The organism is Amycolatopsis sp. NPDC047767, assembly GCF_040704195.1.
GTDB lineage: Bacteria > Actinomycetota > Actinomycetes > Mycobacteriales > Pseudonocardiaceae > Amycolatopsis.
Genome location: NZ_JBEYSJ010000043.1, coordinates 1 through 15,218, shown reverse-complemented (window position 1 = coordinate 15,218; position 15,218 = coordinate 1). Strand labels below are relative to the sequence as shown.

At 69.9% G+C, this 15,218-nt stretch carries 14 protein-coding genes; 10 read left to right on the top strand and 4 right to left on the bottom strand.

Annotated features, from left to right (window positions below; all coding sequences use genetic code 11):
* Positions 1 to 102 precede the first annotated feature (102 nt).
* Positions 103 to 834: an alpha/beta hydrolase gene (locus tag AB0878_RS43415; RefSeq protein ID WP_366588024.1), complete on the top strand. Its 732-nt coding sequence runs from the start codon at positions 103 to 105 to the stop codon at positions 832 to 834.
* A 61-nt stretch (positions 835 to 895) separates the two neighbouring features.
* On the opposite strand, the gene AB0878_RS43410 is transcribed toward AB0878_RS43415, so the two are convergent.
* Both AB0878_RS43410 and dut read right to left on the bottom strand, forming a co-directional pair.
* Entirely contained in the window at positions 896 to 1,558 is a 663-nt protein-coding gene (locus AB0878_RS43410) for a DUF3710 domain-containing protein (RefSeq protein WP_366588022.1), read from the bottom strand.
* The gene (gene dut / locus AB0878_RS43405; RefSeq protein ID WP_366588020.1) at positions 1,558 to 2,061 is read right to left on the bottom strand and encodes a dUTP diphosphatase; all 504 of its coding nucleotides are present in this window, start codon (positions 2,059 to 2,061) and stop codon (positions 1,558 to 1,560) included. Before dut ends, AB0878_RS43410 begins: the two co-directional genes overlap by 1 nt.
* A gap of 24 nt (positions 2,062 to 2,085) precedes the next feature.
* On the opposite strand from dut, the gene AB0878_RS43400 reads away from it, so the two are divergent.
* On the top strand, positions 2,086 to 2,571 hold the full coding sequence (locus AB0878_RS43400; RefSeq protein ID WP_366588018.1) for a DUF3093 domain-containing protein: 486 nt from the start codon (positions 2,086 to 2,088) through the stop codon (positions 2,569 to 2,571).
* A 191-nt stretch (positions 2,572 to 2,762) separates the two neighbouring features.
* Here the strand turns inward: AB0878_RS43400 and AB0878_RS43395 are convergent, their stop codons facing one another.
* Entirely contained in the window at positions 2,763 to 3,071 is a 309-nt protein-coding gene (locus AB0878_RS43395; RefSeq protein WP_204090248.1) for a DUF4193 domain-containing protein, read from the bottom strand.
* Between the two features lie 594 nt (positions 3,072 to 3,665).
* Here AB0878_RS43395 and cei point away from each other — a divergent pair.
* Positions 3,666 to 4,349, top strand: a complete 684-nt coding sequence (cei, locus tag AB0878_RS43390; RefSeq protein WP_366588016.1) for an envelope integrity protein Cei — start codon at positions 3,666 to 3,668, stop codon at positions 4,347 to 4,349.
* 34 nt (positions 4,350 to 4,383) lie between these two features.
* Here the strand turns inward: cei and AB0878_RS43385 are convergent, their stop codons facing one another.
* Positions 4,384 to 5,205, bottom strand: a complete 822-nt coding sequence (locus AB0878_RS43385) for an inositol monophosphatase family protein (RefSeq protein ID WP_366588014.1) — start codon at positions 5,203 to 5,205, stop codon at positions 4,384 to 4,386.
* Positions 5,206 to 5,269: 64 nt separating this feature from the next.
* Between AB0878_RS43385 and ppgK the strand changes: the two genes are divergently transcribed.
* The 7 genes from ppgK (at position 5,270) to AB0878_RS43350 (ending at position 15,137) form a co-directional block, all read left to right on the top strand.
* Positions 5,270 to 6,031, top strand: a complete 762-nt coding sequence (ppgK, locus tag AB0878_RS43380; protein WP_366588012.1) for a polyphosphate--glucose phosphotransferase — start codon at positions 5,270 to 5,272, stop codon at positions 6,029 to 6,031.
* Positions 6,032 to 6,286: 255 nt separating this feature from the next.
* Entirely contained in the window at positions 6,287 to 7,693 is a 1,407-nt protein-coding gene (locus tag AB0878_RS43375) for an RNA polymerase sigma factor (protein WP_366588009.1), read from the top strand.
* Between the two features lie 589 nt (positions 7,694 to 8,282).
* Positions 8,283 to 9,260, top strand: a complete 978-nt coding sequence (locus AB0878_RS43370) for an ABC transporter permease (protein WP_360596855.1) — start codon at positions 8,283 to 8,285, stop codon at positions 9,258 to 9,260.
* Positions 9,260 to 10,255 carry an ABC transporter permease gene (locus AB0878_RS43365; protein WP_366588007.1) on the top strand — a complete coding sequence of 332 codons (996 nt, stop codon included), beginning with the start codon at positions 9,260 to 9,262 and terminating at the stop codon, positions 10,253 to 10,255. The genes AB0878_RS43370 and AB0878_RS43365 overlap by 1 nt, the downstream gene beginning before the upstream one ends.
* The gene (locus AB0878_RS43360; protein ID WP_366588005.1) at positions 10,252 to 12,384 is read left to right on the top strand and encodes an ABC transporter ATP-binding protein; all 2,133 of its coding nucleotides are present in this window, start codon (positions 10,252 to 10,254) and stop codon (positions 12,382 to 12,384) included. Before AB0878_RS43365 ends, AB0878_RS43360 begins: the two co-directional genes overlap by 4 nt.
* A gap of 38 nt (positions 12,385 to 12,422) precedes the next feature.
* Complete coding sequence (locus AB0878_RS43355; RefSeq protein WP_366588003.1) at positions 12,423 to 14,120, top strand: ABC transporter family substrate-binding protein; 1,698 nt, start codon at positions 12,423 to 12,425, stop codon at positions 14,118 to 14,120.
* A 78-nt stretch (positions 14,121 to 14,198) separates the two neighbouring features.
* Complete coding sequence (locus tag AB0878_RS43350) at positions 14,199 to 15,137, top strand: DUF3592 domain-containing protein (RefSeq protein ID WP_366588001.1); 939 nt, start codon at positions 14,199 to 14,201, stop codon at positions 15,135 to 15,137.
* Positions 15,138 to 15,218 lie beyond the last annotated feature (81 nt).

Genomic DNA, 15,218 nt, shown 5'->3' with positions numbered 1-15,218 from the left:
GGTGTGCTCCTGTGCTCCGGGGCCCCCGACTTCGCGGCCCGTGCGTAAACCAGCGTAGCTGTGGTTCACATCAGCGAAACGGGTTTGCGCCAAGATCGCAACGTGACGTCCGCAATCCGGAACCTGCCCGTGGTCCTGCTGCCCGGAACAGGGTCCGATGAAACGTTCGTTCAGTCGGTGTTCACCGGCCCGTTGGCTTTGGTGGGCGCCCGGCTGATCGCGCCTCCCCCGCCACCCGGTGCCGTGCTCGCCGAGGGGTACCTCGAAGAGCTGGACCGGCTCGCGCGGGTGCACGGGTCGCTGGTCGTCGGCGGCGTCTCGTTCGGCGCGCACCTGGCCGCGGAGTGGGCGGTGGCGAACCCGCGCCGTTGCGAGGGGCTGGTGTGCGCGCTCCCGGCCTGGAACGGCGAGCCCGGCTCAGCGCCCGCGGCCGTCGCAGCGCGCGCCTCAGCCGATCTGGTGGCCGCTCAGGGGGTCGACGGCGCGCTGGCCGCGGTGGCGGCCGGGAGCCCGGCGTGGCTCGTCGACGAGTTGTCTCGGGCCTGGCGGCGCCACGGCGACGACCTGGTGCCGGGGCTGCGGGTCGCGGCGGGCCGGCGCGCGCCGTCGTTGACCGAATTGGCGACGGTCGCGGTGCCGGCCGGGGTCGCCGGGTGCGCCGGTGACCTGGTGCACCCCGTGGCGGTGGCGCGCGAGTGGGCCTTGGTGCTGCCGAGAGGGGAGCTGGGCGTGGTCGAGCTGGCCGATTTCGGGCGGGACCGCGAAGTGCTCGGACGCGCGAGCCTGGTCGGGTTCCTGAAGGGCTGGTTCGGGTCCGCCGCCGGAACTGTGTAGTGAAAAGAAATGAACGAAGGCCCCGGCACGGGTGAGTGCCGGGGCCTTCCTCGTACGACGGTCAGCCTTCTTGCTGCTCGGCGATGTGCTGCGCGACGGCTTCCGGGAGCGTGATGGGGAGCGGGGTGCGCACCGGCATCGGGGAGTCGCCGCGGTCGACGATCGTGTGGCGCACGATCATGCGGAGCACGTCGGGCGCCTGCGCGGACTGCGACTGCGGACCGGCGATCACGCCGCGCAGCATCCAGCGCGGGCCGTCGACACCGACGAAGCGCAGCGCGACGTCGCCGACGATGGCCGAGAGCTCCAGGCCCCACTCGCCGCGGCCGACCGTCACCTTCGCGCCGTCGGCCCGCAGCTGGTCGGCCAGCTCGGTGCCGACCTCGCGCCACAGGCCGCCGGAGCGCGGCGCCGCGTAGGCGCTGACCGTGATCTGGCCCTGCTCGGTCACCACGTGGACCGCGCGGACACCACCGGCCTCCGGGTCCATCTCGACCTGCACCTGCGAGCCGTCCGGGACCGGGACCCGCACCGAACCGAGGTCGATGCGCGGGATGCCGTCCTCTTCGGCGTCGGCGACGTCGAAGGGCCCCTGCTCGGTCTCCGACAACTGGTTCTCGGGTTCGATCGCGTCGTCGGCGTCCGCCCCGGTGTCGCCCGCGGCGCCGTCGGCGGGCTCGGTCGGCCCGCCGTCGGACTTGCGCTTGCGTCCGAAGATCCCCACTACTTCTCCGTTCCTTCCCCAGTGCCCGCGTCCGCGCCGGGCACGTCCGGGACCAGTGTGGCGTGCCCGCCCGTCGAGCCGTAACCACCGGCGCCACGTTCGGTGTCGCCGAGCTCGGCGACCTCCACGAACACGGCGTGCTCGACCCGCTGGATCACCAGCTGCGCGATCCGGTCGCCGCGCGCGAGCACCACCGGCTCGTGGAGATCATGGTTGATGAGGCAGATCCGGATCTCACCGCGGTACCCCGCGTCGATCGTGCCGGGGGTGTTCACCACCGAAAGGCCCACGCGGGCCGCCAGCCCCGAGCGCGGGTGGACGAACCCCGCGAACCCCGGCGGCAGCGCGATCGCGACGCCGGTTCCCACCACCCCGCGTTCGCCGGGCCCGAGCACGATATCCGAGGTGGTGACGAGGTCGGCGCCCGCGTCGCCGGGCCGCGCGTACGCGGGCAACGGGACGCCGGGGTCGAGCCGGGAGAGGAGTACCTGAACGCTGGACACGGGCCGCGAGACTACCCTTGTCGCGTGGCTGACACCGTGAACACCGCCGTGAAGCGCGGACTGGCGCACTCCGAACGGCTGTACGTGCCGTGGTGGGGCTGGCCGCTGCCGATGCTCGGCGCGATCCTGCTCGGCGTGGAGATCCACCTCGGGTACCCCTCGATCCCGGTGTGGATCCCGCTGCCCATCGCCATCGTCGTGATGGGCGCGCTGCTGCTGTCGCTCGGCCGCTCGCGCGTGCGGGTGACGGGCGGTGACGAGCCGGAGCTGTGGGTCGGCGACGCGCACCTGCCGCTGCGGTTCGCCGGCGTGGTCGAGATCCTCGAGAAGGACGACAAGCGCCGCGCCCTCGGACGTGACGGCGACCCGGCCGCGTTCGTGATGCACCGCGGCTGGGTGGGCCCGGCGGTCCGCGTGCAGCTCACGGACCCGGCCGACCCCACGCCGTACTGGCTGTTCAGCACGCGCAAGCCGAAGCGCGTCGCCGAACTCCTGCGCGCCCGTTCCTGAACGGGCGGGCCTGAAGTTTTCCGCGGAACCGGTCCCGCGGACGCGGAAGGGGGCCCGCCTGGTGGGCCGACCCCCTTTACCCAGCTCGCGAGCGAGCTTCCCCGGACCGCCGCGACTGTGTTTCCCCTGAAACCTGTGTTCCCCTGAAGCCCTGTACGAGATCCCCGTACGCCGTCAGGCGCAGGCTGTGCTCAGGCGCAGTCGCGGCAGATCAGCCGGCCGCCGTTGTCTTCGGCGAGCCTGCTGCGGTGGTGCACCAGGAAGCAGACCGAGCAGGTGAACTCGTCAGCCTGCTTCGGCACGACCTTCACGGTCATGTCCTCGCCGGAAAGCCCGGAAAGGTCGGCACCAGGAAGCTCGAAGTTCTCGGCGTTCGCGTCCTCGTCGACGTCGACGACGCCGGACTGGTTCTCGTTCCGCCGGGCCTTCAGCTCCTCCAACGAGTCTTCGGCCAGCTCGTCGGCTTCGCTGCGGCGCGGAGCGTCGTAGTCGGTAGCCATGTGTCCCTCACCCCTGCGAATCAGCTTGTCTTGTTCTTCCGGTCCCGCGGGCGTGCCCGTGAGCCGGTCGTGCCGCTGGTCAACGTTCCAGCGCCCCTGTTTGTGCCCGGCGCCCGCAGTGACCGAGGTCTCAGCCAGGTGCCCCTCTTCCTGCGGCCGGAGCCCGGGAAGGGTAGCTCACCGTTCGCCGAGCTCCGCACCGAGTCGCACATTGCTTGAATTTCGTCACCCGACAGGGGGAACCCGCAGGTGAGACGGGTGCGATCCGGTCAGGTTGCCCGCGCGTCGCGAAGATCACCCGGCAGCGGTGTCCGCTTGCTCCCGCGGAGGTCTCCGTGGTGCGATCGGCGGACCGGGGATTCGCGGCCCGGCCTCGGCGGGGACGGGGCGGGCACACGGTGACCCGCGCCACCGGGTGCGGCGCCGAACGCCTAGGCTGGGCGGCTACGGCGGCCCGCACGGTGTCGCCTGGTGAAACCGGGGACGAAACCGGGGGACGAAACCGACCGGGGCGCGCGGCGCCACGCGGTCGTGGGGGTCTCGCGGCGAGGGGTCCGCGGACGGGGTTTCCGCGTTCGGGAAGGGACGGGGCAGGTGGCGTCGGGGAACGGCTCGGGGGACCGTGGTGCGCGGCCCTATCGCAAGCACCGGCCGCTGCCCGCGCTCATCGTGATCGGGGTGCTCGCCCTCGGCGCGGTGTTCGTGTGGGTGAACGCCGTGGTCGGCCGAGGGGACGTCGACGAGGCCGTGCTCTGCACGCCCGCCCCCACTCCACCACCGGGCACCACTTACACGACCGTGGCCCACAACGGCCTCGACGACCGCTCCCCCGTGCCGCCCGACAAGGTGGCGCTGAAGGTCCTCAACGCGAGCACCACGCGCGGCCAGGGCGGCATCACGACCACGGCCCTGCGCGAGCTCGGCTTCACCGCCACCGGCGACCCGGCCAACGACCCGGCGTACCCCAAGGGCGACGCCAAGTGCCGCGGCCAGATCCGCTACGGCGAGAACGGCGCCGCGGCCGCGCGCACGGTGAGCCTCGTGGTGCCGTGCGCCGAGCTCGTGCGCGACAACCGCAAGGACGCCAGCGTCGACCTCGTCACCGGCACGCTCTTCGACGACATCCGCCCGCGCCCGGAGGCGCGCCAGATCCTCCAGAAGCTCGCCGACTGGTCCAAGTCCCACCAGGGCGGGGGCGGCAACGAGCAGTCCTCGGGCCCCGGCGCGCCGGTGATCGACCAGACGCTGCTCGCCGCGGCCCGCGACGTCGCCTGCTGACCCTGGACCCCCGCGCGGGGGTCCAGGGCACGCGTCAGACGCTCTTGGCGTCCAGCGAAGCCAGCACCTGCCGCAGCGGCTCCGCGATGCCGGGCGCCGCCGCGAAGGTCACGTCCTCACCCAGGTCGGGTGCCGAGCCCGGCAGGAGGATCGTCGCGCCGGCCTCGGCCGCGACGAGCGCCCCGGCGGCCCAGTCCCAGCGGTGCAGGCCGTGCTCGAAGTACGCGTCGAGCCAGCCCGCGCCGACCGCGCACAGCTCCAGCGACGCCGCCCCGCCGCGGCGGAGGTCGCGCACGTGCCCGAGCAGCTCGCCCGCGAGCGCGCCCTGGCGCACGCGACGGTCGCGCGCGTAGGCGAACCCCGTGCCGACCAGCGACAGGTCCAGGCGCGTCGGCGAGGACGCCGAGAGGCGCCTGCCGTCGAGCCAGGCACCCTGGCCCCGCGCGGCCGTCCAGCGGCGGCCGCTGACGGGTTCCACGACCGCGCCGGCCACCGACACCCCGTCGACCTGAGCGGCCAGCGACACCGCGAACGCCGGCAGCCCGTAGAGGAAGTTGACGGTCCCGTCGATCGGGTCCACCACCCAGGTCACGCCGGACCCGGCCGCGGCGCCGCCGCCCTCCTCCCCGAGCACGGGCTCGCCCGGGCGCAGCTCGGCCAGCCGGGCGCGCACCAGCTCCTCGGACTCCTTGTCGATCGCGGTGACCACGTCGGTGTCCGCCGACTTGGTGTCGACGCGGACCTCACCGCCCGCCTGCATGGCGGTCCAGGCCGCCCGCACCAGCCCGGCCGCCTCGACCGCCACCTGCTCCGCAACGCTTTTCAGCAACGACTCGTCAGCTCCCACGTCCGACATGTCACCACATCCGGTTAAAGTCTCCGCAGCAGACTTCTGAATCGTGCGAGAAGGGACCACGTCAGTGACGGCGACCCGAGGTTTCGGAATCGACATCGGCGGCAGCGGGATCAAGGGCGCGCTGGTCGATTTGGAAACGGGACAGCTCATCGGCGAGCGACACCGGATCGAGACGCCGCAGCCGTCGACACCCGACGCCGTCGCGGACGTGGTGGCCGAGATCGTGCGCGCCGCGGAGTGGGACGGACCGGTCGGCGTGACGCTGCCGGCGGTCGTCAAGAAGGGCGTCGCGCACACCGCGGCCAACATCGACCACGCCTGGATCGGCACGGACGCCGACGCGCTGTTCGCCAAGCGGCTCGGCAAGAGCGTCGCGGACGTGGCGATGCTCAACGACGCCGACGCGGCCGGCATGGCCGAGATCCGCTTCGGCGACAAGGCCGCGCGCACCGGCGTCACCGCCCTGCTGACCTTCGGCACCGGCATCGGCAGCGCCGTCTTCCACGACGGCAAGCTCGTGCCGAACACCGAGTTCGGCCACCTCGAGGTCGACGGCCACGACGCGGAGAAGCGCGCCGCGGCGTCGGTGAAGGACAACGAGGGCCTGTCCTACCACCAGTGGGCCAAGCGGGTACACCGTTACCTGACCGTGCTGGAGAACCTGATCTGGCCGGATCTGTTCATCGTCGGCGGCGGCGTGAGCAAGAAGGCGGAGAAGTGGGTGCCGCTGCTGGAGGTCCGGACTCCGGTGATCGTGGCTTCGCTGCAGAACAACGCGGGCATCGTCGGCGCCGCCGCGGCCGCGGTCGAGGGCATCGAGCACTGATCGAGCACGGACCCGCAGACGCCCGGGAACGGCCGCGAAACCAACGCGCGGGTCACGGGAAGGTCACGTGCGGGTACCGTGCGGCAGGCCGGAGGGTGATCGCTTCGCGACGCACTGCCCGGCCGTCGTTACAATGGAACGCGGCCCACGGCTGCGGGAGTGAAAACCGCAGGCCGAGGCGTGTTCCCCGAATGTGAGGCAGCCGAGGTGGCGATACCTCGGCTCGTCATGATCGACCGCTGCGAAAGGGCGTAAGTGGCAGCCGCAAGAACCGCAACCCGAAGCGGGACGAAGACAGCGACCGCAGCCGGCGAGCCGGCCGACGAGGCAGCCACCGGCGCGGCGAAACCCAAGACCGCCACCAGGTCTGCCGGCGCGAAGAAGGCTCCGGCCAAGAAAGCGCCGGCCAAGAAGGCCACCACCAAGGCGCCCAAGACCGAAGACGGCGACCCGGACGGCCCGGTCGACCTCGACGAGGCCGAACTCGACACCCCGGACCTGTCCGACCTGGAAGAGGTCGAGGTCGACGTCGTCGACGAGACGGTCAACGACGAGGTCGCCGACGACGACTCCGACGACTCGGAAGACGAAGCCGAGGAGACGGAGACGCCCGCCGCGCGCCGCCGGAGCAACGCAGCCGCCGAGAAGGGGCCGAAGTCCGCCTCGGACAACCCGGACTTCGTCTGGGACGAGGAGGAGTCCGAGGCGCTGCGCCAGGCGCGCAAGGACGCCGAGCTCACCGCGTCGGCGGACTCGGTGCGTGCCTACCTCAAGCAGATCGGCAAGGTCGCGCTGCTCAACGCCGAGGAGGAGGTGGAGCTCGCCAAGCGCATCGAGGCGGGTCTCTACGCCGCCGAGCGCGTGCGCACCGCCGAGGAGGAGGGCGAGAAGCTCGTCACCCAGATGCGCCGCGATCTCAAGTGGATCGTGCGCGACGGCGAGCGCGCCAAGAACCACCTGCTGGAGGCGAACCTCCGGCTCGTGGTCTCGCTGGCCAAGCGCTACACCGGCCGCGGCATGGCGTTCCTGGACCTCATCCAGGAAGGCAACCTCGGCCTGATCCGCGCGGTGGAGAAGTTCGACTACACCAAGGGCTACAAGTTCTCGACGTACGCCACGTGGTGGATCCGCCAGGCGATCACCCGCGCGATGGCCGACCAGGCCCGCACCATCCGCATCCCGGTGCACATGGTCGAGGTCATCAACAAGCTCGGCCGTATACAGCGCGAACTCCTTCAGGACCTCGGCCGCGAGCCGACGCCCGAGGAGCTCGCCAAGGAGATGGACATCTCGCCGGAGAAGGTCCTGGAGATCCAGCAGTACGCGCGTGAGCCGATCTCGCTGGACCAGACCATCGGCGACGAGGGCGACTCGCAGCTCGGTGACTTCATCGAAGACTCCGAAGCGGTCGTCGCGGTCGACGCGGTGTCGTTCACGCTGCTGCAGGACCAGCTCCAGTCGGTGCTGCAGACGCTGTCCGAGCGCGAGGCGGGCGTGGTCCGGCTGCGCTTCGGTCTCACCGACGGCCAGCCGCGCACGCTCGACGAGATCGGCCAGGTCTACGGGGTCACGCGTGAGCGCATCCGCCAGATCGAGTCGAAGACGATGTCGAAGCTGCGGCACCCGTCGCGGTCCCAGGTCCTCCGGGACTACCTGGACTGATCACCCAGTCTCGACGAAGAACCCCGTCACCGGAATCCGGTGGCGGGGTTCTTTGCTGTGCGCGAAGATCCACCGGGCTTTGATCAACGGGGCAGGCTTCTCGACCGGGCACTGATCGGTGGGGTACGGACCGACCGGCCACTGTGGACGAAGAGGGCTCCCGCTCACAGGACTGGACCTCCGCCGCCCGGACAGGTCCATACCATGACCGGTATGTCCGTTTCCAGTGTTCCGCGGGCGTTCGCAACATTTCCCTCACTCCCGGAAACATTTCCGGAACGTGATCCGCGGTATTCGCCCACACACCCACGGCGACGATCCGCACGAAGTGAATACCTCGCGGGCCCCGTCCACCGCAACATCCGAAAGTCGGTCCTTCACGTGCCCGCGGCGGAAATCGTGATTATTTGGTTGCCTGGGAACGAAGATCGAAGGGCCTTCTCCGGATTATGCTGCGCCGACAACGAGCGTCAGCAGCATTCGGAAGGCAGCACCGGCTAGTGTTTTCGACGAAAACTCAATCGGGCGAGAGTCAGGCGTGGCCGTCGGTACGGAGTGGAACCTCCGTTCCCGGTGAATCGAGGAAACCGTGATCGGCTTCCTCCTCCGCCGCCTCGTCAACTACGTGGCATTGTGCCTGGTCGCCACCTTCGCGGCCTTTTCCTTGGCGTCGCTGGCTTTCAGCCCGCTCGACGCGCTGAAGCTGCGGAACCCACCGGCTCCGCAGTCCACAATCGACGCCAAGGCGGCCGAGCTCTACCTGAACCAGCCCATCCCCGAGCGCTTCTTCACCTGGCTCGGCGGAGTGCTGCACGGGAACTTCGGCCGCACGGTCGCCGACCAGCCGATCACCGACGAGCTCTTCCGCCGCGCCGGCGTGAGCCTTCGGCTGTTCCTGCTGGGCATCACGATCGGCATCATCATCGGCGTGCTCGTCGGGGTGGTGAGCGCGATCCGGCAGTACAAGGTCAGCGACTACGTGGCCACCACGTTCTCGTTCGTCGTGCTGTCCACTCCGGTCTTCGTGATCGCCACGATCCTCAAAGCGGGCGCCCAGTCGGTGAACGACAACCTGCTCGGCGGGTACCAGTTCTTCATCGTGCAGGGCGAGACGAGCGGCCTCGACGGCAGTTTCGGCGACGTGCTGCTCGACCGGTTGCAGCACATCATCGTGCCGACCCTGGCGATCGTGCTGACGCAGGTGGCGTACTACAGCCGCTACCAGCGTTCGGCGATGCTCGACGTCCTCGGCTCCGACTTCCTGCGCACCGCACAGGCGAAGGGCCTCACGCGCCGGCGCGCGCTGTTCAAGCACGGCTTGCGCACGGCGCTGATCCCGATGGCGACGCTGTTCGCGTTCGGCTTCGGCCTGCTCATCACGGGCGGCATCTTCACCGAGCGGATCTTCGGCTGGTACGGCATGGGCGACTGGCTGGTGACCGGGATCCAGAAGCAGGACACCAACATCGTCGCGACCGTGACGCTGTTCATCGCGATCTGCGTGCTGCTGGCCGGGTGGCTGGCCGACGTGCTCTACGCCGCGCTCGACCCGAGGGTGAGGATCTGATGGCCGCTCCCGTGAACGAGGCCGACATCGCCGACTCCGCCGTGCTGGCGGTCGACCCGGGCAACGAGGCCGAGAGCAAGTCCTCCAGCCGCGGCAAGCTCGTGTTCCGCCGGTTCCTGCGCAACAAGCTCGCGGTCGTCTCGCTGGCCGTGATCGTGCTGTTCTACGTGCTGGCCTTCACCTACACGTGGTACTCGCCGTGGTCGTACGACGAGCTCGACCCGCTGTCGAACCTGCTGCCGCCGGACGGGAACCACTGGTTCGGCACGAACCAGATCGGCGGCGACATGTTCGCGCAGACCATGCGCGGGCTGCAGAAGTCGCTCACGATCGGCCTGCTGGCCGCACTGTTCTCCACGGGCGTCGCCTCGATCGTCGGCGCGGCCGCCGGGTACTTCGGCGGCTGGACCGACCGCATCGCCATGTGGTTCGTGGACCTGCTGCTGATCCTGCCGCCGTTCCTGATCATCTCGATCCTCTCGCCGGCCTTCCGCGGCAAGACGTGGCTGATCCTGGTCGGCCTGATCGCGTTGTTCCAGTGGATGATCACCGCCCGCATCGTGCGCGGCATGACGCTGACCCTGCGCGAGCGCGAGTTCGTGAAGGCCGCGCGGTTCATGGGCCAGCCGTCGTGGCGGATCATCGCCAAGCACATCGTGCCGAACATGGCCTCGCTGCTGATCATCGACGCGACGATCAACGTCGGCGTCGCGATCATCACCGAAACCTCGCTGTCGTTCTTCGGGTTCGGCGTGCAGTCGCCCGACGTTTCGCTCGGCACGCTCATCGCCGACGGCACCGACGCCGTGCGCACCTTCCCCTGGCTGTTCTACATCCCGGCGGGCTTCCTCGTGGTCACCGTGCTCGCGGTGAACTACGCGGGTGACGGCCTGCGCGACGCGCTCGACCCGTCGTCAAGCCGGTCGCGGCGCAAGGAACGCAAGCGCATCGCCGAGAAGACGAAGTCCCCCAGCACCACAGGAGCCACAGCATGACCGCCTCACTCGCACTGGGCGCGGAGACCGAGAAGCCCACCGGCACGGTGCTGGAGGTCGCCGACCTCGACGTGTCCTTCCCGTCGGAGTCCGGCCGCGTGCACGCGGTGCGCGGCCTGAACTACCAGGTCGCGGCCGGCGAGGTGCTGGGCATCGTCGGCGAGTCCGGGTCCGGCAAGTCGGTATCGTCGCTGGCGGTCATGGGCCTGCTCCCGCCGCAGGCGCGCATCTCCGGCTCCATCCGGTTCCAGGGCAGCGAGCTCATCGGCAAGTCCGACGTCGAACTGTCCAAGCTGCGCGGCAAGAAGATCTCCATGGTCTTCCAGGACCCGCTCTCGGCGCTGACGCCCGTGTACACCGTGGGCGCGCAGATCGCCGAGGCGCTGCTGGTGCACGCCAAGGGCTCGATGACCAAGCAGCAGGCCAACAACCGGGCCGTGGAGCTGCTCGACCTCGTCGGCATCCCGAACGCCGCGGCGCGCGCCAAGGCGTTCCCGCACGAGTTCTCCGGTGGTATGCGCCAGCGCGCGGTGATCGCCATCGCGATCGCCAACGACCCGGACCTGATCATCGCCGACGAGCCGACCACCGCGCTCGACGTGACCGTGCAGGCCCAGGTGCTGGAGGTCCTCAAGACCGCGCAGGAGGTGACCGGCGCCGGCATCGTGATCATCACCCACGACCTCGGTGTGGTCGCCGGGTTCGCCGACCGCCTGATGGTCATGTACGCCGGGCGCGCCGTTGAGCAGGGCCCGGTCGAGACCATCTACGCCCAGCCGCGGATGCCGTACACGCTGGGCCTGCTGGGCTCGATCCCCCGCGTCGACGCGCACGAGAAGCAGCCGCTGGTGCCGATCGAGGGCCAGCCGCCCTCGCTGGTGAACCTGCCCTCGGGCTGCCCGTTCGCGCCGCGCTGCCCGCTGGCGATCGACGCGTGCCACCAGGCCGAGCCCGAGCTGCTCACGATCACGCCGGGCAACCCGAACGCGCCGGTCGACACCACGCACCGCGCCGCGTGCATCCGCACCGAGGAGCTGGCCGATCCCAAGGCCGACGCGGCGGAGGTCTACGGCGCCGAGGTGATCGAGGAGGCGGCGGTCGCGAAGCTGCCGCGCACCCAGCGCACCACCGTGCTCGACGTGCAGGACCTGCAGAAGCACTACCAGATCACCAAGGGCGCGGTGCTCAAGCGCAAGGCCGGGGTGGTCAAGGCGGTCGACGGCATCAGCTTCGACATCGTCGAGGGCGAGACGCTGGGCCTGGTCGGCGAGTCCGGCTGCGGCAAGTCGACCACGCTGATGGAGATCCTCGAGCTGGCCGCCCCGCAGAACGGGTCGGTGGCGGTGCTCGGCCGGGACGTCGCGAAGCTGACCGGCAAGGGGCGCAAGGAGATCCGGCGCGACCTGCAGGTCGTGTTCCAGGACCCGATGGCCGCGCTCGACCCGCGGCTGCCGATCGGCGACATCATCGCCGAGCCGATGGTGACCCACGGCTACGACAAGGCGCGCATCGCCAAGCGCGTGCCCGAGCTGCTCGGGCTCGTGGGGCTGCGCGCGGAGCACGCCGACCGGTACCCGGCGGAGTTCTCCGGCGGGCAGCGCCAGCGCATCGGCATTGCCCGGGCGCTCGCGCTCGAGCCGAAGCTGATCGTGCTCGACGAGCCGGTGTCCGCGCTGGACGTGTCGATCCAGGCGGGCGTGATCAACCTGCTCGACGAGCTGAAGGCCAAGCTCGGGCTGTCGTACCTGTTCGTGGCCCACGACCTTTCGGTGATCCGGCACATCGCCGACCGCGTGGCCGTGATGTACCTCGGCAAGATCGTCGAGATCGGCGACGTGGAGACGGTCTTCGACGCGCCGCAGCACCCGTACACGCAGGCGCTGCTGTCCGCGATCCCGATCCCCGACCCGATCAAGGAACGCGAGCGCACGCGGATCATCCTCACCGGTGACCTGCCCAGCCCGGCCAACCCGCCGTCGGGCTGCCGGTTCCGCACGCGCTGTTTCGTGTTCTCGCAGCTGTCCGAACAGGACAAGCAGAAGTGCATCGACGTCGAGCCGCCGCGCGAGCCGCGCGCGGACGACCACGACGTCGCCTGCCACTACGCCAAGACCCGCGAAGTCGTGTAGCCACGCATCCGTTGGCACACAGGGAAAGAAAGGTAAACATGATGCGACGGAGAATGGCCGCGATCGTGGCTCCCGTTGCCGCTCTGGGGCTCCTGCTCGCCGCTTGTGGCGGCGGCTCCTCCAGTGGTGGCAACAGCGGGCTTCAGGACGCCGGCAGCCAGCAGGTCAAGACCGCGGACATCAACGCGATGCCGGTCGACCAGCTCAAGGACGGCGGCGACCTCAAGTGGCCGGTCGACCAGCTGCCCGACAACTGGAACTACAACGAGGTCGACGGCACGGTCCTCGACGGCGCGAACATGTTCGGCGCCATCCTGCCGTATCCGTTCCCGCAGAACGCCGACGCGACGGTGGGCCTGGACCAGAACTACCTCACCTCGGCCGAGGTCGTCAGCACCGACCCGCAGGTCGTCGAGCTGAAGATCAACCCGAAGGCCAAGTGGAGCAACGGCCGGCAGTTCTCGTGGGAGGACTACGCCGCGCAGGCCAACGTGCTCAACGGCAAGAACCCGGCCTACCAGGTCTCCTCGACCACCGGTTACGAGGACATCGCCAAGGTCGAAAAGGGCACCGACGACCAGGACGTGAAGATCACCTTCGCGAAGAAGTTCGCGGAGTGGAAGTCGCTGTTCAGCCCGTTGTACCCGAAGGAGCTGGACGCCGACCCGGACACCTTCAACAAGTCCTGGGCCCAGAAGCCGGGGCTCACCGCGGGCCCGTTCAAGGTCAAGAGCATCGACGCGACCGCCAAGACCGCGGTCTTCGAGCGTGACCCGAACTGGTGGGGCGCGAAGCCGAAGCTGGACACCGTGACCTACAAGGTCGTCGACCGCGCCGCGCAGCCGGACGCCTTCGCCAACGGCCAGATCGACTTCTACAACCTGAACAACGACATCAACACCTTCAAGCGCGCCCAGGCCGACCCGAACGCGGTCGTCCGGCAGTCGACCTACCCGGACTACACGCACCTGACCTTCAACGGTGCGTCCGGTTCGATCCTGGCCGACAAGGACCTGCGCCTGGCGCTGATGAAGGGCGTCGACACGGTCGGGATCAGCAAGGCGATCCTCGGGCAGATGCAGAAGGACACCACCCCGATCGGCAACCACCTGTTCCTCAAGGGTTCCAAGACCTACGAGGACAACTCCGGTCCGTACAAGTTCAACGCGGACGGCGCGAAGGCCGACCTGGACAAGCTCGGCTGGAAGCTCAACGGTGACACTCGGGCCAAGGACGGCAAGCAGCTCAAGGTGCGCCTGGTGATCCCGTCGGGCACCCCGATCAGCCAGCAGATCGGCCAGATCCTGCAGTCGGAGTTCAAGGCGATCGGCGTCGGGCTGGACATCCAGGCCGTGCCGACCACCGAGTTCTTCAAGAACTACGTCAACGTCGGCAACTTCGACCTGACGATCTTCCGCTGGATCTCGAACTCGTTCCCGATCGGCGGCAGCAAGGGCATCTACTACCTCGACCCGAAGAACATCGCCCAGAACTACGGCCGCATCGGTGACGACAAGCTGAACCAGCTGCTCGACACCGCGGCCCAGGAACTGGACGACACGAAGCGGGCCGCGGACATCAACGCCGCGGACAAGGAGATCTGGGCCGTCGGGCACCAGCTCCCGATCTTCCAGTCGCCGGGCGCGTTCGCGACGCGCAAGACGCTGGCGAACTTCGGTTCGCCGGGTTACGCGAACAACCCGTACGACTACACCAAGATCGGCTTCGTGAAGTAACTCGGTACCCCCGGACAAGAGCGGCGCGGGCCCCGGCCCGCGCCGCTCTTTCCTTTGTAGACACCTAAGGTGGAACGCATGCGGAGTTTCCTGCGGCTGCGGCCGGTGCGCCACGTCCTCGTGACGAGCGCCGTGGTGCTGCTCGCGTGCGCGGTGGTGTTCGTGGTGCAGCTGCTGGAGTTCTCCCACGCGCAGGCCGAGGTCCGGGGCATCACGGCGCAGGCCACGGGCACGGTGGTGCGCGGCGGCGAAGGCTCGGCGACCGTGCGCTTCCCGGTGGCCGGCGGGTCGCTCGCGACGGCGGACGTCGCGCTGGACAGCTCGGCCCCGAAGACCGGCACGAGCGTGCCCGTGCTGTACGACCCCGCGCGGCCCTCGCGCGCGCTGATCCGCGACGCCACCCCGATCGTGACCGCCGACCGCGCGACGACCTACGCCACGGTGACCGTGGTCGCGGCCGCGGCGGTGCTGGCCGTGGACCTCTTCCTGTTCTTCACGCGCTTCGTCCGGCCCGCGCGGGCCGCGGCGTCGACGTCCCCGATCCCGGTGCGGCGAGTGAAGGTGCAACGCGGGCTGCTCACGCGGTCCTGGCTCGAAACCGAGACGGCGTCGCCACGCTGGATCCCGGTGTACTTCTCCCCCACGCTGATCGGCCTGCCCGCGCCGACGAAGGTCGTGGTTCGCGGCGACGTGCGCCGCGACCGGCTCGTCGCCGTCGAGGTGGGCGACGAGCTGCTGTACCCGGCGGGCTCCGTGCGGGCCACCGAACCGCGCGGCCGCCGCATCGACAACCCGGCCGAGCCGGACGAGGAACGCGCGCTCGCCGCGGCACGCCCCGTGCCGCTCGCGCGCCAGTTCCGCGCCGACCTGCCGGTGCTGGCCGCCGCGCCCGTCGTCGGGGCGTTCTGGGCCTTCGTCGACGGCAGCGGCTTCAGCGGCTGGCTCGTGGTCACCGTGCTCGTCGCCGCGTTCGGCTTCTGGTGGGCCGCGCTGCGCGGCTCCGACCCGTCGGTCTGAACCACCCCAATGTGGCGTTGATGCGACGCCGGGAAGCTGCGGTTGTACTCCGGCGTGACGACCACGTACGCCTCCGCCGCC